Annotated in this window: 18 protein-coding genes; 8 read left to right on the forward strand and 10 right to left on the reverse strand. The window is 68.5% G+C overall.

Annotated features, from left to right (window positions below; genetic code table 11):
• The first annotated feature begins 141 nt into the window (after positions 1 to 141).
• On the forward strand, positions 142 to 1,617 hold the full coding sequence (locus BN984_RS08345) for an LVIVD repeat-containing protein (protein ID WP_008091558.1): 1,476 nt from the start codon (positions 142 to 144) through the stop codon (positions 1,615 to 1,617).
• 170 nt (positions 1,618 to 1,787) lie between these two features.
• Complete coding sequence (locus BN984_RS08350; protein WP_004058105.1) at positions 1,788 to 2,120, forward strand: NifU family protein; 333 nt, start codon at positions 1,788 to 1,790, stop codon at positions 2,118 to 2,120.
• Between the two features lie 225 nt (positions 2,121 to 2,345).
• Here BN984_RS08350 and BN984_RS08355 read toward each other — a convergent pair whose 3' ends face one another.
• Both BN984_RS08355 and BN984_RS08360 read right to left on the reverse strand, forming a co-directional pair.
• Entirely contained in the window at positions 2,346 to 3,752 is a 1,407-nt protein-coding gene (locus BN984_RS08355; RefSeq protein WP_049968021.1) for a DUF402 domain-containing protein, read from the reverse strand.
• Positions 3,749 to 4,123 carry a DUF7532 family protein gene (locus tag BN984_RS08360; protein WP_008091567.1) on the reverse strand — a complete coding sequence of 125 codons (375 nt, stop codon included), beginning with the start codon at positions 4,121 to 4,123 and terminating at the stop codon, positions 3,749 to 3,751. Before BN984_RS08360 ends, BN984_RS08355 begins: the two co-directional genes overlap by 4 nt.
• A 192-nt stretch (positions 4,124 to 4,315) precedes the next feature.
• Between BN984_RS08360 and BN984_RS08365 the strand changes: the two genes are divergently transcribed.
• Positions 4,316 to 5,353, forward strand: a complete 1,038-nt coding sequence (locus BN984_RS08365) for a PrsW family intramembrane metalloprotease (protein WP_008091568.1) — start codon at positions 4,316 to 4,318, stop codon at positions 5,351 to 5,353.
• Positions 5,354 to 5,398: 45 nt separating this feature from the next.
• On the opposite strand, the gene BN984_RS08370 is transcribed toward BN984_RS08365, so the two are convergent.
• Positions 5,399 to 6,010, reverse strand: coding sequence for a riboflavin synthase (locus tag BN984_RS08370; protein ID WP_049968022.1), 612 nt, complete (start codon positions 6,008 to 6,010; stop codon positions 5,399 to 5,401).
• Positions 6,011 to 6,119: 109 nt separating this feature from the next.
• Here BN984_RS08370 and BN984_RS08375 point away from each other — a divergent pair, with 109 nt between their 5' ends.
• Complete coding sequence (locus BN984_RS08375; protein ID WP_008091573.1) at positions 6,120 to 6,869, forward strand: DUF502 domain-containing protein; 750 nt, start codon at positions 6,120 to 6,122, stop codon at positions 6,867 to 6,869.
• 15 nt (positions 6,870 to 6,884) lie between these two features.
• Here BN984_RS08375 and BN984_RS08380 read toward each other — a convergent pair whose 3' ends face one another.
• On the reverse strand, positions 6,885 to 8,711 hold the full coding sequence (locus BN984_RS08380) for an SLC13 family permease (protein ID WP_008091575.1): 1,827 nt from the start codon (positions 8,709 to 8,711) through the stop codon (positions 6,885 to 6,887).
• 146 nt (positions 8,712 to 8,857) lie between these two features.
• On the opposite strand from BN984_RS08380, the gene BN984_RS08385 reads away from it, so the two are divergent.
• Complete coding sequence (locus tag BN984_RS08385; protein ID WP_008091577.1) at positions 8,858 to 9,100, forward strand: DUF7533 family protein; 243 nt, start codon at positions 8,858 to 8,860, stop codon at positions 9,098 to 9,100.
• Here BN984_RS08385 and BN984_RS08390 read toward each other — a convergent pair whose 3' ends face one another.
• The 5 genes from BN984_RS08390 to BN984_RS08405 all read right to left on the reverse strand — a co-directional run bounded on the left by BN984_RS08390 (position 9,101) and on the right by BN984_RS08405 (position 15,482).
• Positions 9,101 to 10,261: a M24 family metallopeptidase gene (locus BN984_RS08390; RefSeq protein WP_049968023.1), complete on the reverse strand. Its 1,161-nt coding sequence runs from the start codon at positions 10,259 to 10,261 to the stop codon at positions 9,101 to 9,103.
• A gap of 6 nt (positions 10,262 to 10,267) precedes the next feature.
• Entirely contained in the window at positions 10,268 to 12,118 is a 1,851-nt protein-coding gene (locus tag BN984_RS08395; RefSeq protein WP_008091581.1) for a UvrD-helicase domain-containing protein, read from the reverse strand.
• A 158-nt stretch (positions 12,119 to 12,276) separates the two neighbouring features.
• The gene (locus tag BN984_RS20110) at positions 12,277 to 12,453 is read right to left on the reverse strand and encodes an HVO_0416 family zinc finger protein (protein WP_004973500.1); all 177 of its coding nucleotides are present in this window, start codon (positions 12,451 to 12,453) and stop codon (positions 12,277 to 12,279) included.
• A 91-nt stretch (positions 12,454 to 12,544) separates the two neighbouring features.
• Positions 12,545 to 14,059, reverse strand: coding sequence for a carboxypeptidase M32 (locus tag BN984_RS08400; protein WP_049968024.1), 1,515 nt, complete (start codon positions 14,057 to 14,059; stop codon positions 12,545 to 12,547).
• Positions 14,060 to 14,387: 328 nt separating this feature from the next.
• Entirely contained in the window at positions 14,388 to 15,482 is a 1,095-nt protein-coding gene (locus BN984_RS08405) for a M20 family metallopeptidase (protein ID WP_008091586.1), read from the reverse strand.
• A gap of 159 nt (positions 15,483 to 15,641) precedes the next feature.
• Here BN984_RS08405 and BN984_RS08410 point away from each other — a divergent pair, with 159 nt between their 5' ends.
• Both BN984_RS08410 and BN984_RS08415 read left to right on the forward strand, forming a co-directional pair.
• Positions 15,642 to 17,273: a methyl-accepting chemotaxis protein gene (locus tag BN984_RS08410; RefSeq protein ID WP_008091589.1), complete on the forward strand. Its 1,632-nt coding sequence runs from the start codon at positions 15,642 to 15,644 to the stop codon at positions 17,271 to 17,273.
• Between the two features lie 96 nt (positions 17,274 to 17,369).
• Positions 17,370 to 19,250 (forward strand): PINc/VapC family ATPase, encoded by a 1,881-nt coding sequence (locus BN984_RS08415; protein ID WP_008091591.1) that lies wholly within the window; start codon positions 17,370 to 17,372, stop codon positions 19,248 to 19,250.
• A 120-nt stretch (positions 19,251 to 19,370) separates the two neighbouring features.
• Here BN984_RS08415 and BN984_RS08420 read toward each other — a convergent pair whose 3' ends face one another.
• Positions 19,371 to 19,664, reverse strand: coding sequence for a MarR family transcriptional regulator (locus BN984_RS08420; RefSeq protein WP_004044502.1), 294 nt, complete (start codon positions 19,662 to 19,664; stop codon positions 19,371 to 19,373).
• Between the two features lie 124 nt (positions 19,665 to 19,788).
• On the opposite strand from BN984_RS08420, the gene BN984_RS08425 reads away from it, so the two are divergent.
• Positions 19,789 to 20,103, forward strand: coding sequence for an EMC6-like membrane protein (locus BN984_RS08425; RefSeq protein WP_008091597.1), 315 nt, complete (start codon positions 19,789 to 19,791; stop codon positions 20,101 to 20,103).

The raw sequence follows: 20,103 nt of genomic DNA on the forward strand, positions 1-20,103 counted from the left end.
CACCCATCCCCATCGGCGTCGCTTCAGTTCTCACGCAACCCAGTGCAGACTGAGCGGTCCCCGCTTTCCCCCGGTCCCCAGGCCTTCCCGCTACCCAAGGACCTCCGTCCGATTTTTCTCCTCGGCACTCTCAGACTCACCGTGGACCGCCGCCAGTTCCTCCGCTCCATCGGCGTGAGCGCGGTCGCCGCCACGACCGTCTCCGTCGCCGGTTCCCGCCCCATCACCGCCCATCCCGGTCCCTTCGAGCCGCTGGGTCGCATCGATATCGACGGCGCGAAAGAGGCCGTGGTCTCCGCCGACGGCCAGACCGTCTTCGTCGCCGCGACCAGCGGCTACGCTGTCGTCGACATCGCCGCGCCCGACCACCCCGAACTCCTCGCCGAGCGCCGCGACCCGCTTTCCGACCGCGAGGACGGTCCCTTCCGCGGCATCTACGACGTGAAGCTCGACGGGGACACGCTCCTCGTCGTCGGCCCGGCCAACCCGATTCCGGGCGCGCCGGCGGGCGTCCTCGTCGTCGACGTGTCCGACCCCGCGACCCCCGAGGAAATCGCGTTCCACGAGACGGAGTTCCCCATTCACAACTGCTTCGCCGCCGACGGGCGGGCGTACCTCACCGCCAACGACGGCGACCGGAACCCGCTGGTCGTTCTCGACACCGACACCGGCGACGAACTCGGCCGCTGGTCGGTCGTCTCCGCGGACGACCGCTGGGCCGACGTACCCGCCTCGGTCCGGTCCGTCCACGACGTGTGGGTCCGCGAGGGCGTCGCGCACGTCGCCCTCTGGGACGCCGGGACGTGGCTCGTCGACCTCTCGGACCCCGCGTCGCCGTCGGTCCTCGGGTCGGTCTCGCCCGGCGACCCCGAGGAGCTGTCGGGGTTGGGTGCCCGCGACCGCCGCCGCGAGGGGCGGACGCCGCCCGGCAACCACCACTACGTCGCCACCGACGACTCCGGCGACCTCCTCGGCGTCGGCATCGAGTCGTGGGCCGTCGAAGTCGAACGCGACGACGGGACGACCGACCTCGTCGGCGGGCCGAGCGGCGTCGAACTCTGGGACGTGTCGGACCCCGCGACCCCGGAACGGCTCTCGACTATCGAGCCGCCGGCCAGTCCGGACCCGACGGTCGGCGGCGTCTGGACCACGGCGCACAACTTCGACTTCCGCGACGACCGGCTCTACACCTCGTGGTACCGCGGCGGCGTCAAACGCCACGACGTGTCGGACCCGACCGACCCCGTCGAACTCGCGTGGTGGCGCGACCCCGAGCGCGCGAGCTTCTGGACCGCGCGGTACGCCTACCCCTTCGCCGACGAGGGCGTGTTCGTCGCGTCGAGTTGGGGCGTCGGCGACGCGTCGCCCGCGCTCTACACGTTCCCCGACCACGCCGGCGACCAGCGCGACCCGCCGACGCTCGGTCCCGAGACAACCACCGAATCGCTCGTCAACACGCCGACGCCGACGCCGACCGAGACGACTGCGCCCGAAGCCGGAGGCGAGTCGTCGGAATCGACATCGACGACCGACGCGCCGGGGTTCGGACTCGGTGTCGGCGCGGCGGCCCTCGGCGTCGCCGGCTGGCTGGCCCGTCGTCACCGGCGGCGCGACTGAGGGCGGCGCGACCGCGGGCGACCGGCTCCAACGCCCGATGCGCCGATTCACTGGCTTCCGTGGTTCTCCCGCCGAATCTATCACGAACGACCGAGACAGCCTTTCTCTCGCCGGCCGGCGCGTTGGGAGAACCGTTTCATTCTAATCCGTGGGGCTCGAAGCGTCGGGGTATGAGCGACGAGTCGGAGAGCCTCAAAGAGCGCGTCGAGACGTGGATGGTCGGCCAGATGCCCATCATCCAGATGCACGGCGGCAACAGCGTCGTGCGCAAGGCCGATGCGGAATCGGGGGAAGTCGTCGTCGAACTCGGGGGCGCGTGCGCCGGGTGCGGCATCTCGAACATCACCGCCCAGAACATCCAGTCGGACCTCATCATGACGTTCGACGAGATTACCGACGTGCAGGTCAAGGTCCCCAGTTCCGGCGACCACGGCAGCAGCACCGTCGAGGGCGGCCGCGGCGGCGAACTGCAGTACGGCGACGAGGGGCCGGGTCACTTCTAACCCACCTTTTTTCACGGGGCCCTCGGCAACTTCGTTGCCTCGAACCCCGCCAAAAGATCTGGACCAAAAAAGGCGGCTACTCCCTCCGGTCGTAGCCGTACGGTTCCCTCCAACACTCGCACCCTGTTCCGCGGTTCTCAGTACGTATTTTCGACGACTCCCGCCACCACGACGTCTGAGTCCTCCCCGGCAACGACGACTGACCGTCTTCCGGAGTTGCGACGCCTACCCCGACAGCGCCGACTCCAGACTCGACGCCACCGACCGCGCCTTCTCGGCCAGTTCCTCGGAGATGTGGCCGGCCTCGACGGCCTCGTCGAGTTCGTCGTCGTCGACCCGCTCGACCGTCCCGTCGGCGTGTTTCACCACGTCCACGTGGAGGTCGACGTACCGAATCTGGTCGGGGAAGCACTCGACGGGCGTGCAGATGTTGACGTAGGTCCCCTTGACACCGCCGTCGGCGTCGCGGTACACCGTCGGGTACCACCAGCGCCCCTCGCGGAACTTCGTGACCGCCACGTCCCCGGACTCGCGGTCGACGCCGAGGGCGTCGTAGGTACCGCCGCCGGTCATGCCGCGCCGGAGCTCCACCGTTCCCTCGGGGTCGCGGTCCGTCACCTCGCCGGAGCCGAGCGTGATGAGCCGACCGTCCGGCTTCCCGTGGCCGATTTCCACGTCGTCGCCTTCCAGCGGGCCGAACTGCGCGGTCACCACGTCGAAGGGGAACTCGCCGTCGCCGACCGACTCGCAGAGCGACTCCGCGAGGTCGACGCCGGCGGAGGCCTTCGGCGAGGCGGCCTTCGTCCGGTGGTGGCCGGGCATCGTCGTCTCGACGGCCCGGCGCTGGGCGTCGAGTTCGAACCGGGTCTCGCGGCCGAACCAGACCCACGTCGTCGCGGTGGGAGCCGCGACCGCCCGCGGGGCGTCGACGGGTTCGGAGAGCGCGTCGTCGAGTTCCGCGGCCACCTCGGCGGCCCGGTCGAGCGCGTCGTTCAGGGCGCTCATGTCGGCGTCGACGGCGTCGCGGTGCCAGCGGATTCCCCAGCCCTCGGGCGGGTCACCGCCGAGCAGGTCCGTCATTCCCGCCAGTTCGCGGGCGGCGGCCTCGTCGCGGGTGTCGACGCGGACGCCCTCCGAATCGGGGTCGAGCGTCGCCAGCCCCGCGACGGCGCGGATGTCGCCGGTCAGTTCGGCGCGGCGGGAGGCCCACGGCGGGGCCGACTCGGCGACCTGCACGCGAACCTCGTCGCCGACGTCCACGCGGCCGTCGATGTCGCCGTACGACAGGTAGCCCTCGGTCTCGCCGAGGTCGCAGACCGCGCCGCCGCCGAGGGTGTCGGTCACGCGGGCGTCGAACACCGCGCCGGTCGGCGCGGGGTCGTCCCACGCGAAGGTGTCGATGCCGAGCTCGGTAAGTCGCTCTGTGGCCGTCGCGACCGCCTCGGTCGCGCCGCTCGCGCCGACGCCCTGTCGGTTCCGCGTCGTCTCGACCGACACGTCGTGGTCCGACGAGTCGAACTCGGCGTCGAAGCGCTCCCGAATCGGGCCGGACGCCTGCACCACGTCGTGACCGTCGTCGAGAAAGATGCCCGTGAGCGCGGTGGCGTAGATGCCGCGGACGCGGACTCTCATAGCTCGTCGGCGTCGCGGGCGAAGGTGACGCGAGCGTCGACCGTCGGGCCGAGCGTCAGTTCGATTTTCTCCTCGGTGAGCACGCGGCCGCCCTCGATGGGGACGCCCCACGAGTCGAACTTGAGGTAGCCGCGGAGGTCTGCACCGTGGGTGTAGAGGTCGACGTGGTCGACGGCGTGTTCCTGCACGTCACTCGCGCTGTGGGCCATCTCCATGTCCGAGTAGACCGTGCCGCCGTCGCCGAAGAACGCGGCGATGGCGTCTGCGTCCGATTCGACTGCGTCGCTCACGAGGTCCGACGCGGCCCGGAGATCGTCGGTGTCGAGGCCGACCTCGCGGAGCGCCGCCTGTTCGCGGGGGTCGAAGTGCATACCCGCCCTTCGGAGCGGAGGCATTAACGTCGTACGGTCGGCAGTCGGTCGCTGGGCCAGACGAACGGTCGTCGGCCAGTCGGTCATCGGTTACTCGGTCGCCGGTCACCCGACTATTGACCGTTCGGCCGGTCGGTCGCGGGATGCCGTGGCCGAAGCTATTACCAGATGCGATACCCTTTATCCCACGTGATGGACCAGCAGGACCCAGTCGAGCAGGCGTCCGACGGCTCGGACGACCTCTACGACATCGCCACGTGGGAGGAACGAACCTCGGTTGACGGGCTCGCGGTCGCGCTCTACCGGGTGCTGGTCGCGTCGACCCGCGCGGTGGTCGTCCTCGCCGCGCTGCTCATCCTCGTCGGTATCGGCGGTCTCTCGGCGCTCACGGACCCGCAGGTCGGCGCGCTCACCCTGCTTTCGGCACTTCCGGCGCTCGCGCTCGCGGGCTACGTCTACTACTCCGACGTGACCCAAAACGAGCCGCTATCGATGCTCGTGGTGACGTTCCTCCTCGGCGTCCTCACGGCCACGTTCGCCGCGATTCTCAACTCGCTTCTGAGCAACGTCGGTCAGACTATCGCGGCCGAGTTCCAGCTGTCTATCGGCTTCCTCGGCAGTATCGTGTTCTACTTCCTCGTGGTCGGTCCGGTCGAAGAGACCGTCAAGCTCCTCGCGGTCAGGTTGTACGCCTACTCCCACGACAGTTTCAACGCCGTCATCGACGGCGCGGTCTACGGCGCGATGGCCGGTCTCGGCTTCGCAACCATCGAAAACGCCCTGTACATCACTCGGAACCTCACCTCGTCGGGACTCGATGTCGGGTCCGGCGGCGTCGGTATCATCGCCGCCGGCGGGACGATTACCGCGGTCCGAGCGCTCGCCGGTCCGGGTCACGTCATCTACTCGGCCATCGCCGGCTACTACCTCGGTCTCGCCAAGTTCAACAAGGAACACGCCGGGCCCATCGTCATCAAGGGCCTCATCCTCGCGGCGCTCGTCCACGCGACGTACAACTCGACGGTCGGCCTCGGCTCGTCCGTCATCGCGGGGATAACCGGCATCGGCGGTCTCGCGGCCTTCCTCGTCTACGTCATCATCTACGACGGCATCTTCGGGCTCTACCTCATCGGGAAGCTCCGCAGCTACAGTCAGGCCTACCACAGCGCTCACGCGCCCGGGCCGAGCGCGGCGTCGTTCGCGTCGGAGCAGACCGAGTTCGAGGACTGAGTCGGCGACGGCGCGGGAACGTACGAAACGAAAGAACCGGCCGCCCTACTCGGCGACCAACCGCTCGGCGTAGCCGTCGAGCATCGACTCGACGTACTTCGCCACCACATCGACCTCGACGTGAATCGGGTCGCCGACCTCCTTTTCGGAGAGCGTCGTCAGGTCGTAGGTCGTCGGGATGATGGCCACGGCGAAGGAGTCCTCGCGGCGGTCGGCCACGGTGAGGCTGATGCCGTCGAGACACACCGTGCCCTTCTGGACGACGTAGCTTGCCAGCGGCTCTGGGAGGTCGAACTCGAAGAACCAGTCGTCGCCGACGCGCTCGACGTTCGTGACCGTCGTCGTGCCGTCGACGTGGCCCTGGACGATGTGGCCGTCGAAGCGGTCGTCGGCCGCGAGGGCGCGTTCGAGATTGACGCGGTCGCCCTCGCCCACGTCGCCGAGGTAGGTCTTCTCGACGGTCTCCGCCGCGAGGAACACCTCGAACCAGTCGTCGCCGAACGCCTCGACGGTCAGACAGACGCCCGAGACCGCGATTGACTGGCCGTGGTGGAGGTCGTCGAACGCGAGATCGGTGCGGATGCGGAGGCGGCGACCGCCGTCGGTGTCGGCCACGTCGACGATTTCGCCCGGCCCCTCCACGATTCCCGTGAACATACCCGCGGCTTCGGACGGGTGAACTTAATGCCTATCGTTTCCGTTCTCTATCACGTTTCTGTGACACTCTCGCCCATACAATTTTACGCTCGTCGTCCGGAGAGTCGGTATGGACGTTCTGGCCCGACTGCGGAGCAGTTTCGTCACCGGTCTCATTCTCGTCACCCCGCTGGCCGTGACCGTGTTCGTCCTCCAGTTCGCGTTCAATCGAATCACTGCCGCGCTCCGTCCGGTCGTCCGTCAGGTGTCGCCATTCCTCGCCGAGGCGCTCAACTACTCCGGCGACATCGTCTTCATCTCGCAGGTGCTGTCGGCGCTCATCATCGCGGTGGCCGTCTCACTTCTCGGCTACCTCGCGTCGATGAGTCTCGGACAGCGGCTCTTCGGGAGCTTCGAGCGCGGTGTTCGGCTCCTCCCGCTCGTCCGCACCATCTACTTCGGCGTCCGGCAGGTCTCTGAATCGCTCACGGAACCGACCGCCGGCTACGACCGCGTGGTGTTGGTCGAGTACCCGCGCGAGGGGCTGTTCTCCATCGGCTTCGTCACCAACGAGGCTCCCCCGTCGGTCTCGGCGGTGTCCGACGACGAACTCTTTACCGTGTTCGTCCCGCACAGCCCGAACCCGACCGCCGGGGCGCTCATCATGGTCTCGCCCGACGAGATTCGCGAACTCGACATGCCGGTCCGCCGGGGTCTCCGACTGCTCGTCACCACGGGCCTGAGCGTCGACGACCCCGAGACGCTCCCGTCGGGTCCCGCGGGCTACGACCCGTCGAACGGTGACGGCGTCCGCGACGGCGTCCGGTCGGAGTCGGAGCAGCGACGGAACGCGGGCGAGACGCAAAAGCGAGCCGAGTGAGTCGCCGCGGCGGCCTCACAGTCCCCAGATGAGGACGATTCCGGCAGTCGTGACGACCGTGAGTAACAGTTGGAGCGGCGCGCCGACGCGGAGGTAGTCGGTAAAGCGGTAGCCGCCGGGGCCGTACACCATCAGGTTCGTCTGGTAGCCGATGGGCGTCATGAACGCCGTGCTTCCGCCGAAGGTGACCGCGATGGCGAAGCCGAAGGGGTCGGCGCCGAGGCCGAACGCGGTGTCGACGGCGACCGGCAACAGGAGGACGACGCTCGCGACCGGCGTGATGACGTTCGCCAACAGGCCCGTGAGCAGGTAGAACGCGGCGAGCACGACGATGACGGGGAGGTAGGTCGCCGCGACGCCAACGTACTCCGAGAGCAGCGTGACGCCGCCGGTCAGTTGGAGCGCCCGACCGAGCGGGATGACACCCGCGAGGAGGAAGATGACGTTCCAGCTCACCGCATCGTAGGCGTCGCTCGCCGACAGACAGCCGAGCGAGACCATCGCGGCGACCCCGCCGAGCGCGGCGATGGCGATGGGGACGACGCCGATCGCGGCCAGTCCGATGACCGCCGCGACGACGGCGAACGCGCGGAGCGCCGTGGGTGACGGTTCGCCGTTGTCCTCGATGAGTTCGTCGGCGACCTCGCTCGTCACGACGAAGTCGCCGCTGTCCCGGAGGTACCGCGCCGTCTCGTTCGTCGTCTGGAGGAGCAGCGAGTCGCCGACCTGGAGGTCCACGTCTCGGAAGTGCTCGCGGATGAGGTCGCCGCCGCGCCGCCGGACCGCGAGCACGGCCGCGTCGTACCGCTCGCGGAGCTGCGCCCCGCCGATGGTCTCGCCGACGAGTCCGGACTCGCGGGGGACGACGAGTTCGACGAGCGCCACGCGGTCGGGGCGGTCGAGTTCGGCGTCGGTGACCGACGCGCGCGGGAGGAACCGCAGGTCCGCGAGGTCGCAGAAGCGCCGAATCGTCGCCGGGTCGCCCCGGATGGTCAGGATGTCCCGCGACTCGACCTCGCGGTCGGAGTCGGCGGCGATGAAGTGCTCGCCGCCGCGGAGCACGTCGAGGATGTCGACGTTGAGGTCGCGGTAGGTGTCGTCGGAAACCTCGCCCGCCGGGATGCCGACGAGCGGCGACCGCGCGGGGACGAGCACGCGGGCGAGAAACGGCTCGACGCCGTAGTTGCCGGTTCGGTTCCCGGGCTCGATTCGCTCGGGCAGGAGCCGCGGCGCGACCGTCAGCAGGTAGCCCGCGCCGACGACGAACACCACCGCGCCGAGGGGGGTGAACGTGAACATCGAAAACGGCGGCAACCCGGTCGCCTCGGCGTAGGCCTCGCTGGCGACGAGGTTCGTCGCCGTCCCGACGAGCGTGAGCGTGCCGCCGAGCATCGAGGCGTAGGAAAGCGGGATGAGGAGCTTCGACGGCGAGATGTTCGCCTGGTCGGCGAGGTCCGAAACCATCGGGACGAACACGGCCACGACCGGCGTGTTGTTGACGACGCCCGCGATGGGACCCGTGAGCCCGACGACCGCGGCGAGCAGTCGGCCCTCGCTCCCGTTCGTAAAGGAGGCGACCGCGTCGCCGAGGACGCGAATCGCGCCGGTCTGTCGAATCCCCTCGCTGAGGGCGTACATCGAGAGGATGGTGATGGTCGCGGCGCTCGAAAACCCCGACAGCCCCGTCTGGAGGTCGACCCCGGTCCACGGTTCGAGCACGACGAGCGCGACGATGACGCCGATTGCCGTCACGTCCGGCGGGGCCGCCTCCGTCACGAAAAGCGCCATCGTGACGACGACGAGACCGAAGACGACGAGCATCCCGGACGTGATGGCGACCATGCGGGCAGTCGATTCGGAGGCGGCTTAATGCTACCCCGCGAGAGTGTCGGCCACGGCGACGGGTCGTTTGGCTCCGACCGTCGCCCGACGCCCCCGTTCGCTGCCGGTCGCGACGCTTTTAGTTGCCCGCGGAGTACCCTCGGGCGATGCGACTCGGAATCTTGGAGATGGTCGGTCTCGCGGCGACCCTCATCTTCGCCATCCCCGTCGGCGGCTTCGGACTCACGCTCCTCGCCGACGGTCAGACCGTCTTCGGCGGCGCGATGCTCCTTCTCGCGGTGCTGATGGTCGCGCTCCCGAAGTTCCTCACCATGCCGCAGGACATCCCCTCGCTCGCGGCCGAGAAAGTCATCGGCGGCGTGGCAAAAGACCCGGACGAAGAGGAGTAGCTACCAGCGACTCGGGTCGAGACCGGTCGGCGCGTCGCCGAGCAGTCGCGGCCCGTCTTCGCCGACGACCAGCACGTCCGTCAGTTCGACTCGCCCGTGGTCCGGGTGCGTGACCGCGGACCGGACCCGCAGGACGTTGCCGGCGACGAGCTCTCTGTCGCCGTCGAGCGGCGGGTCCTCGCGGGCCGCGAGTCCGATGCCGCCGCCCACGTCTCTCGTCACCTCGTCGGCCATCGAGAAGCCGAACGCGGCGGTCTCCGCGCGGAGTTCGCTCCCGAGGAAGCCGGCGTCGTCACCGGGGTCGGCCTCGACCAGACTGACCTTTCTGGCGGCGTCGCAGGCGACGTGCGCCCGGCGCTCCCACCCGCCGTCGGGGTCGACGACGAACGTTCGGGCCAGCGCGCCGCGGTAGCCCGTCGGGCCGCGCGGGCCGACCGAGACGACTATCGGCTCGCCCGGTCGGAGTTCCACCGGTTCGTTCCCGCCGCCTCGGGTTCCCGCCCGGACCGTCGTCGCGCCCGTGTAATCGACGCCCTCGGCCGCGAGCGTCGCGTTCACCTGTCGGCGGAGTCGCTCGCTCGACAGCGGCGCATCGTCCCAAGAGAGGACGGCTTCGCCATCGTCGCCGCGGTCGTCGCCCACGGAGCCGCCGTCGCGGTCGTCGGCCGCTTCGACCGTCGCCGCCGACAGTATCGCGGCCGCGCGACCGACGCCGCGGGTCGCCGCGCGCTGGGCGGCCTCGATGGCGTCGCGCTCGGCGTCGTCTTTCACCGCACGGGCGTCTCCGACCGCCGCGGTCGACGCGAGGTCGTAGCCCGCCGCTTCGAGGTGGAGCGCGGCGTCGTGCGGAATCGTCCGGGGTGCGAGGACGGTCCCTTCGGAAGCGGCGTGTTCCGCGAGGACGGCCGCGGCGGCCTTCCCTGGGGGCCTGTCGTCGACGCGGACCGAGGCGACCGGGAGCGACGGCGGTTCGACGGTCGAGGGGACTCGGAGATGCGTCTCGCCGGCGACGCGGACGAACACGAGGTCGCAGTCGAAGTCCCGACCCGTGAGGTAGCGACTCGTCGGGTCGGGGCCGCGGCAGACGGCGACGAAGCCGACGGTGTCTCGCTCGTCGACGGCAGCGTCGATGGCGTCGCCGCCGCGAGGTCTCCCTCGCACGGGACGTTACGCCTCGGGTTCGGGCGCGGGCGGTTCCTGCGCGTCGTCGACGAGCTCCTGTGCGGGGTCCTCGCGAATCTCGTTGTGGAGGAGGACGCTGATGGGGAGCGTCGGCGCGCCGGTGACGAGGTTTTCGAGGACGATGAGGCGCTCTCGGGCGCGGGACATCCCGACGTAGAAGACGCGGCGCTCGTTGTCGGTGATGAGCGGGACGGGGCTCGTCGTCGCGGTGAACTCCTCGATACCGCGGGCTTCGAGCTCCTCGTCGGAGACGGAGGCGGCCATCTGCTCGACGACCTTCTCGGTCAGGTCGGTCGCCATGAACACGTGGTCGGCCTCGCGACCCTTCGCGGAGTGGATGGTGCCGACGCGGACGCGGCTGGGGTCCATCCCCTCGTAGTCGCCGCCGAAGTACGCGTTGACGGACTTGCGCTGGAAGCTCGTCACCTTGCGCACCATGTCGCTTGCGGACGCGCTGTCGGGGGCGAACGGCGCGAAGTTCTTGATCTCCTTCGGCGTGAACTCGATGTTCGTGATGTCGTCGACGCCGGCTTCCTCCTGTCTGTCGTCGATGGCGTCGAAGAGGTCGTCGCGGTCGTTGGTGCCGAACGCGGAGTCCTGAAGCATGTCGGCGAGCCGGCGGGCCTCCAGCCCGTCGACGGGCTCTTCGGCCTCCAGCGCCTCGACCGCGCGGACGTACTGCGTGAGTCGGTCGGTCCACATGCGCTGGTCGGTCAGCGTCGAGAAGGGGATGCCCGACGGTAGGAACTCGTCGATGAACTGGAACATCTGGTAGCGCGCGCGGAACAGCACCATCACGGTGCCCTCGTCTTTCTCGACGGTGTAGCGGACGTTCCGGGCGAGTTCGAGCATCGACGGGCTCTCGACGGCCTCGACCGCGCCGCCTTCCTTGCGGGGCTTGAGGTCTTTTTCCTGTCGCTTGTCGATGTGGCGAATCTCCCGGTTGACGACGTTGAGGACGTTCGACGGGAGGCGGTAGGAGTTCGGGAGAATCTCGTCGTTGTCGCGTTCGGCGTCGAGAAGCAGGTTCGGGTCCGCACCCTGCCACGCGTAGACGACCTGGTCGTCGTCGCCGGCGATGAGGACGCCCCGCATGTGGGGCTTCCACTCCTCGTACACGTCGTACTGGAGGGTCGTGATGTCCTGGAACTCGTCGATGACGAGGTAGTCGACGTTGGGGACGAGCGCGCGCTGCTTGACGCGTTCGAGCATGTCAGCGAATCCGACCAGCCCGTTTTCGCCCTTGTAGGCGCGCCACGCGCGGATGGCCTCGGGGATGTCGATGCGGTCGTCGTCGGAGGGCCACGTCGGCGTGTACTTGTTTCCTTCCTGCGCGTTCGGGTCGACCTCAGGCGGGAGGCGGACCTCTTCGACGTTCCACTGGAACGGCACGTCGTACCAGTCGGAGACGTCGCGGCGGGTGCGCTGGAGCCACTGGCTCGTGGCGATGACCTTGTTCCCGATGGTGGTCGAGCGGGCGGTCCGACGGCCCGCGCCGCCGTACTCGTCTTCGAACTCGACGCCGTACTCCTCGCAGAACTCCTGTTTGTCGTTCTCGCCGACCACGTCGTTCCGCGAGAGGCTCAAGAGTTCGTACGCCTTCGCGTGCATCGTCGAGACGTTCCCCTTCAGCGACCGCGGGTTGATGTCGAGTCGCTCCGCGAGCCGGTCGCGGACCTCGGCCGCCGCGGCTCGGGTGTAAGAGACAACGAGAATGTCGCGGATGGTGACGCCGTCTTGTTCGAGAATCTCCTCGACCTTGTCGAGCAAGGCCGTGGTCTTCCCGCTTCCCGGGCCGCCGAACAGCCGGGTGACGGTCACGTCGGATTCGCTCATTGTGCACGTTCACGGCCTTATCGGTGATAAGCGACGTGCTTCTGACGAGGGCGAACGCGCCCGGAGCAGTCGTACTCGCCGGGCGTTCGCGGACGGCTCACCGAACGGGTGAGAAACCGTCGAGAACAGGTGCTTGTGGCTTGGTCAGTTCGGACGCGTCAGGCCTCCGGCACCCACCCGCAGACGGAGCAGGTCGCCGCGCCCATGTCGTGCAGGGCCCCGCAGTCGGGACACTGCAGCTTGTTATAGGATCGGTCCCAGCGTACCGGTTCTGTCTCGTGACCGCGGTCGGTCAAGAACTGGTCGAACAAGTCGTCACTGGGTGCTGAGGCCATACGTGGTATGATATGGCATACCCCTATTTAGTTCCTGCGACGACTCCGAAGCGTCGAAAATCGGGGGACTGCGGCGGACTGTCAGTCTCGCCTACAGGTCGTACAGCGACCCGTACTTCGACTCGACGTAGCCGAGGAAGTCGTCGGCGGCGAAGTCCTCGCCGGTGGCCCGCTTCACGAGGTCGTTGGTCTCGTAGCGCCGGCCGTGCTGGTGGACGTTCTCGCGGAGCCACTCGCGGAGGTCGCCGAACTCGCCGTCGGCCAGTTTCCCGTCGAGGTCGTCGATGTCCTCCTCGGCGGCCGCGAACAGTTGGGCGGCCATGATGGAGCCGAGCGAGTAGGTCGGGAAGTAGCCGAAGTTCCCGTACGCCCAGTGGATGTCCTGCAGACAGCCCTCGGAATCGGTGTCCGGGCGGATGCCGAGGTACTCCTCGTACTTGTCGTTCCACGCCTCCGGCACGTCCTCGACGGCGAGGTCGCCGGCGATGAGTTCGCGTTCGAGTTCGAACCGGATGACGATGTGCAGGTGGTAGGTCAGTTCGTCCGCCTCGACGCGGATGAGGTTGTCGTCGTACACCTGATTGGCGGCCTCGTAGGCCTCTTCGACCGTCGCGTCGACCTCCGGGAACCGGTCTTCGAGCGTGGGCAGGAAGTGCCGCCAGAAGGCCCGCGAGCGCCCGACGTGGTTCTCCCAGAGCCGCGACTGCGACTCGTGGACTGAGAGGTTGCGGTTCTCACCGAGCGGCGTCGCGTAGTGTTCGTCCGGCAGGCCGAGCGTGTACAGCGCGTGGCCGAACTCGTGGACGGTCGAGAACAGCGACCCGAGCACGTCGGACTCGTCGTAGCGGGTCGTCACGCGGGCGTCGAACTGCGTCCCCGACGAGAACGGGTGCGGGGCGGTGTCGAGGCGGCCGCGCTCCCACGGGTAGCCGAGCGTCGAGAGCCCGTCGCGGACGAGCGTCTCCTGGTCTTCCTCGGGGAACTCGCCCTCGAAGGCGTCCACCGCGAGGTCGACGTCGGACTCGCGGATGTCCTCTATCATCGGGACGAGCACCTCGCGCACCTCGGCGAGAATCTCCTCGGCCTGTTCGAGGGGCAGACACGGCTCGTAGTCCTCGAACAGCACCTCGTAGGGGTCGCGGTCGGGGTCGATGTGCTCGGCGTACTGCCGCTTCAGTTCGACGTGCTTCTCCAGATGCGGCGCGAACGTCTCGAAGTCGTCTTCGGCCTTCGCCTGCTTCCACGCCGGGATGGCCTCCGAGGACGCCGCGGAAATCTTCTCGACGAGGTCGTTCGGCACGCGGGCCGCCCGCTCGTAGTCGCGGCGGAGTTCGCGCAGCACGTCGGCCTGCTCGTCGGTCGGGTCGTCGGCCTCGGCCGAGTCGAGGAGTTCTCCGAACTCGTCGTCGGTCAGGAGTTCGTGGCTCAGCGCCGACAGCGCCGACATCTGCTGGGAGCGCGCGGGCGTCCCCTCGTCGGGCATCATGACCTGCTGGTCCCACGAGAGGATGCCGCCGGCGTTCTCGACGTTGGCGATTCGCTTGTACTTCTGGAGAAGTTGGTCGTACGCCGACTCCGAGTCGGACTCTGCGGAGGATTGCGCCATAGTACGAATGGTGGTCTCGGAGGCGTATTAAATCGCAGGAGCCGGTTATCCGTGGTGGGCTTTTGATACGCGGTTGTCGCTTGTCGCTCCGTCCCCGAGGATACCGGAATCGCCCCCGCCGCCGTAACAGCCGCGGTCGATACCACCGCGAAAGCCCCCGCGAGCGACGACTCCCGCGGCGACGCGCGCTCCTCGGCCTCCGGCCTGCGGTGCTCACGCCGCCGGGGTTCGCCCTCGCTCGCGGCCCCTTTCAGTCCCGCCCGGTGGTTTGTCGGGAGTCGTCGCGGGTGGTGTGTTCAGGCGTCGTCGCGGGGTGTTTTGACCGCTCTCACCAGTCTTCCACGAGGCCACGGTACGTCTCGTAACACCGCGCCAGCACGTCGAGCGACACGCTCTCGTTTTTCGTGTGCGCCTCGCCGGGCTCCGAGGGGCCGTAGACGACGCAGGTCGTCCCGGCCTGCGCCAGCCATCCGGCGTCGGTCGCGTGGGGCTTCGTCGTCTGCTCCGGCTCCGCGTCGCTGCGGGCCTCGTGAACCGACCGGGCGGCGTCGAGGACGCGCTCGGCGAAGTCGGCGTCGTCGCACGCCATCGGCGGGAGGTCCTGTTCGACGACCCACTCGACGCCCTCGAGTTCCGCCGTCCGCGCGAGGTCGGCGAAGCCGCCGGGGACGGTCCGCTCGTCGATGGTCACTTCACAGCGGTCCGGGATGACGTTCCACGCGCTCCCGCCGTCGATTTCGGTGACGGCGATGCTCCCCGAGACGGGGTGGCCGAGGACCTCGGCGTCCGGCACCGAGAGGTCGCGGACCACGTCCACGGCGTCGGTCGCGCGGTAGACGGCGTTCTCGCCGCGCTCGGGTTCGCTGGCGTGGCAGGCGGTCCCCGACGCGACGAGGGTGCTCGCCCGGCGGCCGCGGTGGGCGACCACCACGTCGGTCCGGTCGGGACCGGTGTAGTTCGTCGACCCCTCGGCGACGACGGCGTAGTCGAGTTCGAAGCCGTCGTCGAGGGCGGCGCGGACGCCTTCCCCGCCGATTTCCTCGCCGACGAACGAGGCGAAGACGACCTCAGAATCGACCTCGGCGGTGGCGTCGCGGAAGGCGAGCATCGAGGCCGCGACGGCCCCTTTCATGTCCGCCGAGCCGCGGCCGTAGAGTCGGCCGTCGCGGGTCTCGACCACGTAGTCGCCGTCGTCCGTTGTCTGTCGGTCGGCCGGCGGGACCACGTCGTGGTGGCCGACGAGCGCGAGCGATTCGCCGACGCCGGGGTTGACGCGGGCGACGACGTTCCCCGCGTCGTCTCTGGTCACGTCGGCGTCGGTCTCCTCGCGGAGCCACGATTCGATGCGGTCGCCGACGGCGGTCTCGTCTTCGTGGCTCGGCACCGACACGAGGGCCGCCGTGAGGTCGCGGAGTTCGTCCATGCGGGCCCGTCGAGGGGTCGCTCCAAAAGCGTGTGGCGTCCGGCAGTCCGCGCGTGGGCCCGCCGCAGCCGAGGACGACTGTCGCCACGCGGCACCCGCCGTTATCAATATTCGAGAATGCACGGCCCGGCTTATTGTGCGTTCCCTGCACGTCCGAGTATGCGACTCGTCTCGACGTACGAACGGTTGCTCTGGGGAAGCATGGACGCGCTTGGAATCTCGGACTCGGTCGAGAGAAAGGTCGTCGCAGCCGTTGCCATCCAGTTTGCGGTCTCTCTCGCACAGGCCGCGCTCCCGTGGGTCGCGACCGGCGCGCTCCGACTCGAACTCTCGGCGCTCTTCCTGTTCGGTGCCGGCCTCGCGTTCGTCAACACGATTATCATCACGCGAAAAGACATCGTCTCGCCTATCGAGTCCATCTCGTCGGCGGCCGCGGGCGTCGCGGCGGGCGACCTCTCGGCCCGGCCCCCGGACGTGACCGGGAACGACGAGGTGGCTCGGCTTGCCGACGACTTCGCCGCGATGCACGACCACCTCTGTATCGTCGCCTCGCAGGCGGGCGCGCTCGCCGACCAGCGGTTCGACGACCCGGCGCTCGACGAGGACTTACCGGGCGAGTTCGGCGACGCGCTCGACCGGATGCAGCGCGACCTCGCCGACTACACGCGTAACCTCCAGCACCTCGTGGAAGCGTTCGCCGAGGCGACCTCGCGGGCGCAGGCGGGAGACCTCACCGTCACCATCGACACCGACGACTGGGGCGTCGACGACGAGCGATACGAGGAGGTCGCGGCGACCTACAACGACCTCGTCCGCACCCTCTCGTCGACCATCGGCGAGGTGCAGTCGTTCGCGCAGGCGGTGTCGGAGATGAGTTCGACCGCCCGCGAGCACGTCCGCCGGGCCGACGCCGCCAGCGAGGAAGTCGCCGCTTCGGTCACCGAAATCTCCGACGGCGCGGGGGCGCAGACCGAGCACCTCCAGACCGTCTCCGACGAACTCAACACGCTCTCGGCGACCGTCGAGGAGATAGCCGCCTCCGCGGACGAGGTCGCCACCACCGCCGAGACGGCCTCCGAGCGCGGCGAGGTCGGCCGGGACGCGGCGACCGAGGCGATGCGGGAGCTGGACACCGTGGAGGCTCGCATCGACCGCACCGCCGACGCCGTCGCCGAACTCACGGAGAGTATCGAGGAGATAGACGAAATCGCGGCGTTCATCGAGCACGTGGGGTCCCAGACCGACCTGCTCGCCATCAACGCGGCCATCGAGGCCGCCCACGCGGGCGAGGCCGGCGACGGCTTCGGCGTCGTCGCTCAGGAGGTCAAGTCGCTCGCCGAGGAGACTCGCGACTCGGCCGACGAGGTGTCCGGCCTCATCGCCGACATCACCGACCACTCCGAGGAGACGCTCGCCGACGTGCGGGAGATGAACCGGCAGGTCGCCGACAGCCTGGAGACCGTCACCGAGGCCATCGGCGAGTTCGAGAGCATCGTGGACATGGTGACGGACATCGACGCCAGTGTGGCCGAGGTGAGCGCCGCGACCGACCAGCAGGCCACGTCGGCGGCGGATATCGCCGCCCGCGTCGACGACGTTGCCAACATCTCCGAGGAGACTTCCGGTCAGTCGCGGACCGTCGTCGAGACGGCACAGGAACAGTCCACGTCCATCGGTGACCTCGCGGACCAGACCGAGGTGCTGTCGTCGCGGGCGGCCGACCTCGACGGCCTCGTCGGGTCGTTCGAAGTCATCGGCGGGAAGCGAGCGGTCGCGCCCGGCGACGACTGAATCGAAGTCGAGAGCCGCGGTCCCACCCGCCGCCCCGTCGGCGGTGTCACCGCTTTTATCTACAACCTTATCCGTCACCCGCCCAAACCCACGCGCATGAAGATAGTGCCGGACACGAGCGCGGTCATCGACGGTCGCGTGTCCGAGCGAGTCGACGACGGCACCTACGAGGGTGCCGACGTACTCGTCCCCGAGGCGGTCGTCAGCGAACTCGAATCGCAGGCCAACGACGGCCGTGACACGGGCTGGGAGGGCCTCTCCGAACTCCAGCGTCTCGCGGAATTCGCCGACGACGGCGTCATCGACCTCAAGTACGTCGGTCGCCGCCCGAGTTCCGGCGAGACGAAGGGTGCCGGCGAGGGCGACATCGACGCGCTCATCCGCGACATCGCCACCGAGCGGTCGGCGACGCTCCTGACGAGCGACGTGGTGCAGGCCGAAGTGGCGAAGGCGAAGGGCGTCTCGGTCGAGTACGTCGAGGCCGCGGTCCGCGGCTCCGGCGGGCTCATCATCGAGCGCTTCTTCGACGACCAGACGATGTCGGTCCACCTCAAGACCGGCACCCGCCCGAAGGCCAAACGCGGCGCGGTCGGCGAGATGCACTACCAGCCCATCGCCGACGAGCCGACCGACGAGGCGACGATGAAGGAGTGGGCGGACGACATCATCAACTCCGCCCGCGCCGCCACCGACGGCTTCGTCGAACTCTCCGAGCCGGGCATGGACATCGTCCAGTTCCGCGACTACCGCATCGCGGTCGCTCGCCCGCCGTTCGCCGACGGCATCGAAATCACCGCCGTCCGGCCCATCGTCAAGACGGAACTCGACGACTACGAGTTCGCCGACGAACTCCGCGACCGACTCGCCGAGCGCCAGCGCGGCGTCCTCATCGCGGGGGCGCCCGGTGCCGGGAAGTCCACGTTCGCGCAGGCGGTCGCCGAGTTCCTCAACGACAGCGACTACGCGGTCAAGACGATGGAAAAGCCCCGCGACCTGCAGGTCGGCCCGGACATCACCCAGTACACCGCCCTCGGCGGCGACATGGCGAAGACGGCCGACTCCCTGCTGCTCGTGCGCCCGGACTACACCATCTACGACGAGGTCAGAAAGACCGAGGACTTCTCGGTGTTCTCCGACATGCGCCTCGCGGGCGTCGGCATGGTCGGCGTCGTCCACGCCACCCGCGCCATCGACGCGCTCCAGCGCCTCGTCGGCCGGGTCGAACTCGGCATGATTCCGCAGGTCGTCGACACCGTCGTCTACATCGAGGACGGCGAGGTCCACACGGTGTACGACGTGAGCACCGAGGTCAAGGTGCCCGAGGGCCTCTTCGCGGAGGACCTCGCCCGCCCGGTCATCCAGATTCGGGACTTCGAGACCGGCACGCCGAAGTACGAGATTTACACGTTCAACCGGCAGGTCGTCACCGTCCCGCTCGGCGAGGGCGGAGAAGAGAAAGAAAGCGGCGTCTCCCGGCTGGCGAAACAGGAGATCGAACGCGAGATTCGCTCTATCGCCCGCGGCCACGTCGACGTCGACCTGAAGGGCCAGAACCGCGCGGTCGTCTACGTCGAGGAAGACGACATCTCCTACGTCATCGGGAAGGGCGGCGGCCGCATCTCGGACGTCGAAGACCGCCTCGGTATCGATATCGACGTGCGGACCCACGACGAAAAGCCCTCGTCGTCGGGACAGCGCGCGGGCGCGAACGCCGGCGGTCAGTCCGGTGCGTCCGGTTCCGGCGGCGGGACCGGCGAGGGCGTCGTCGTGACGCCCGAGGTCACCTCGCGGCACGTCATCGTCCGGATGGACGGCCACGTCGGCGAGACCGTCGAGGTCCGCGCGGACGACGAATACCTGTTCACGGCGACGGTCGGCCGCGGCGGGGACATTCAGGTCTCGCGCGGTAGCGCCATCGCCGAGGAACTGGAGAACGCTATCGATAGAAAACAGCAGATTACGGTCGTTCCGGCCTAGGAGAACGGCCGAATCGTCGTTTTCGTCGTCTGTCGGTCGTTTTCGACCGGGGCGACGCGTCGCAACTGGTCTCTTCCGACACCGACTGCGAAGCGTGCGGTGGTTCCGCGGCGGTTCTAGTTACTCGGCGCAGCAGGCCTTTTCCTTGCCGCCGTCGGCTTTGGCCTGCGCCTGCTGCGGCGCGAGATCGGTCAACTGATAGAGGTTCTGTCGGGCGTCGGCGAAGTAGACGTCCTCGTCGACGATACCGATTCCCTCCAGTCGTTCGAGCGCGTAGCGAACGGTTCGCGCCGAGAGCATCGACTCTTCGACGATGCCTTTCTGGGTGAGCGGACCGTTGTATTCGAGCACTTTGAAAACGAGCTTCGCACTCGGTGGGAGGTCGTCGAGACTCTCCTCTTCTGTTCCAGCCATCGTTACGAATCGAAACGCGCTACCAGCATAAACCTTGTTGGCCCGCGACCGGCCGACAACGCTTTATCCGCGCGGCGGCCGCAGGAACGAACGCCTTTTGACGCCGGATATCGCAGAGGAACACATGGCCACGGAAACGCAGACCGGTCTCTCCAGTCATATTCGTGGAGTGACGGTCACGACACTCGCCTGCCTCGCCGGCATCGCCGCCGCGGTGCTCTCCGGGGCTGTGGTGGGGACGAGTCCCGAGGCCGCGACCAATCAGTTGGCCGTGGGTATCCTCGGGGCGTTCGTCCTCGTCCAGTTCCCGGTGCTTCGCGTCGTCGGCATCGATGTCAACGGGTTCGGCGTGAAGGACTACCTCTACGTGGTGTTCATGACCTTCGCGCTCTGGTTCATCACGTTCGCCATCCTCCTGACTTCGGGTGTTCAGATCTAA

This window comes from Haloferax prahovense, assembly GCF_000723845.1.
Taxonomy (GTDB): Archaea; Halobacteriota; Halobacteria; order Halobacteriales; family Haloferacaceae; genus Haloferax; species Haloferax prahovense.

Coding starts and splice junctions, on each gene's coding strand:
- BN984_RS08350 (WP_004058105.1), top strand. CDS start 1,788: ATGAGCGACGAGTCGGAGAGCCTCAAAGAGCGCGTCGAGACGTGGATG.
- BN984_RS08355 (WP_049968021.1), bottom strand. CDS start 3,752: ATGAGAGTCCGCGTCCGCGGCATCTACGCCACCGCGCTCACGGGCATC.
- BN984_RS08360 (WP_008091567.1), bottom strand. CDS start 4,123: ATGCACTTCGACCCCCGCGAACAGGCGGCGCTCCGCGAGGTCGGCCTC.
- BN984_RS08365 (WP_008091568.1), top strand. CDS start 4,316: ATGGACCAGCAGGACCCAGTCGAGCAGGCGTCCGACGGCTCGGACGAC.
- BN984_RS08370 (WP_049968022.1), bottom strand. CDS start 6,010: ATGTTCACGGGAATCGTGGAGGGGCCGGGCGAAATCGTCGACGTGGCC.
- BN984_RS08375 (WP_008091573.1), top strand. CDS start 6,120: ATGGACGTTCTGGCCCGACTGCGGAGCAGTTTCGTCACCGGTCTCATT.
- BN984_RS08380 (WP_008091575.1), bottom strand. CDS start 8,711: ATGGTCGCCATCACGTCCGGGATGCTCGTCGTCTTCGGTCTCGTCGTC.
- BN984_RS08385 (WP_008091577.1), top strand. CDS start 8,858: ATGCGACTCGGAATCTTGGAGATGGTCGGTCTCGCGGCGACCCTCATC.
- BN984_RS08395 (WP_008091581.1), bottom strand. CDS start 12,118: ATGAGCGAATCCGACGTGACCGTCACCCGGCTGTTCGGCGGCCCGGGA.
- BN984_RS20110 (WP_004973500.1), bottom strand. CDS start 12,453: ATGGCCTCAGCACCCAGTGACGACTTGTTCGACCAGTTCTTGACCGAC.
- BN984_RS08400 (WP_049968024.1), bottom strand. CDS start 14,059: ATGGCGCAATCCTCCGCAGAGTCCGACTCGGAGTCGGCGTACGACCAA.
- BN984_RS08405 (WP_008091586.1), bottom strand. CDS start 15,482: ATGGACGAACTCCGCGACCTCACGGCGGCCCTCGTGTCGGTGCCGAGC.
- BN984_RS08410 (WP_008091589.1), top strand. CDS start 15,642: ATGCGACTCGTCTCGACGTACGAACGGTTGCTCTGGGGAAGCATGGAC.
- BN984_RS08415 (WP_008091591.1), top strand. CDS start 17,370: ATGAAGATAGTGCCGGACACGAGCGCGGTCATCGACGGTCGCGTGTCC.
- BN984_RS08420 (WP_004044502.1), bottom strand. CDS start 19,664: ATGGCTGGAACAGAAGAGGAGAGTCTCGACGACCTCCCACCGAGTGCG.
- BN984_RS08425 (WP_008091597.1), top strand. CDS start 19,789: ATGGCCACGGAAACGCAGACCGGTCTCTCCAGTCATATTCGTGGAGTG.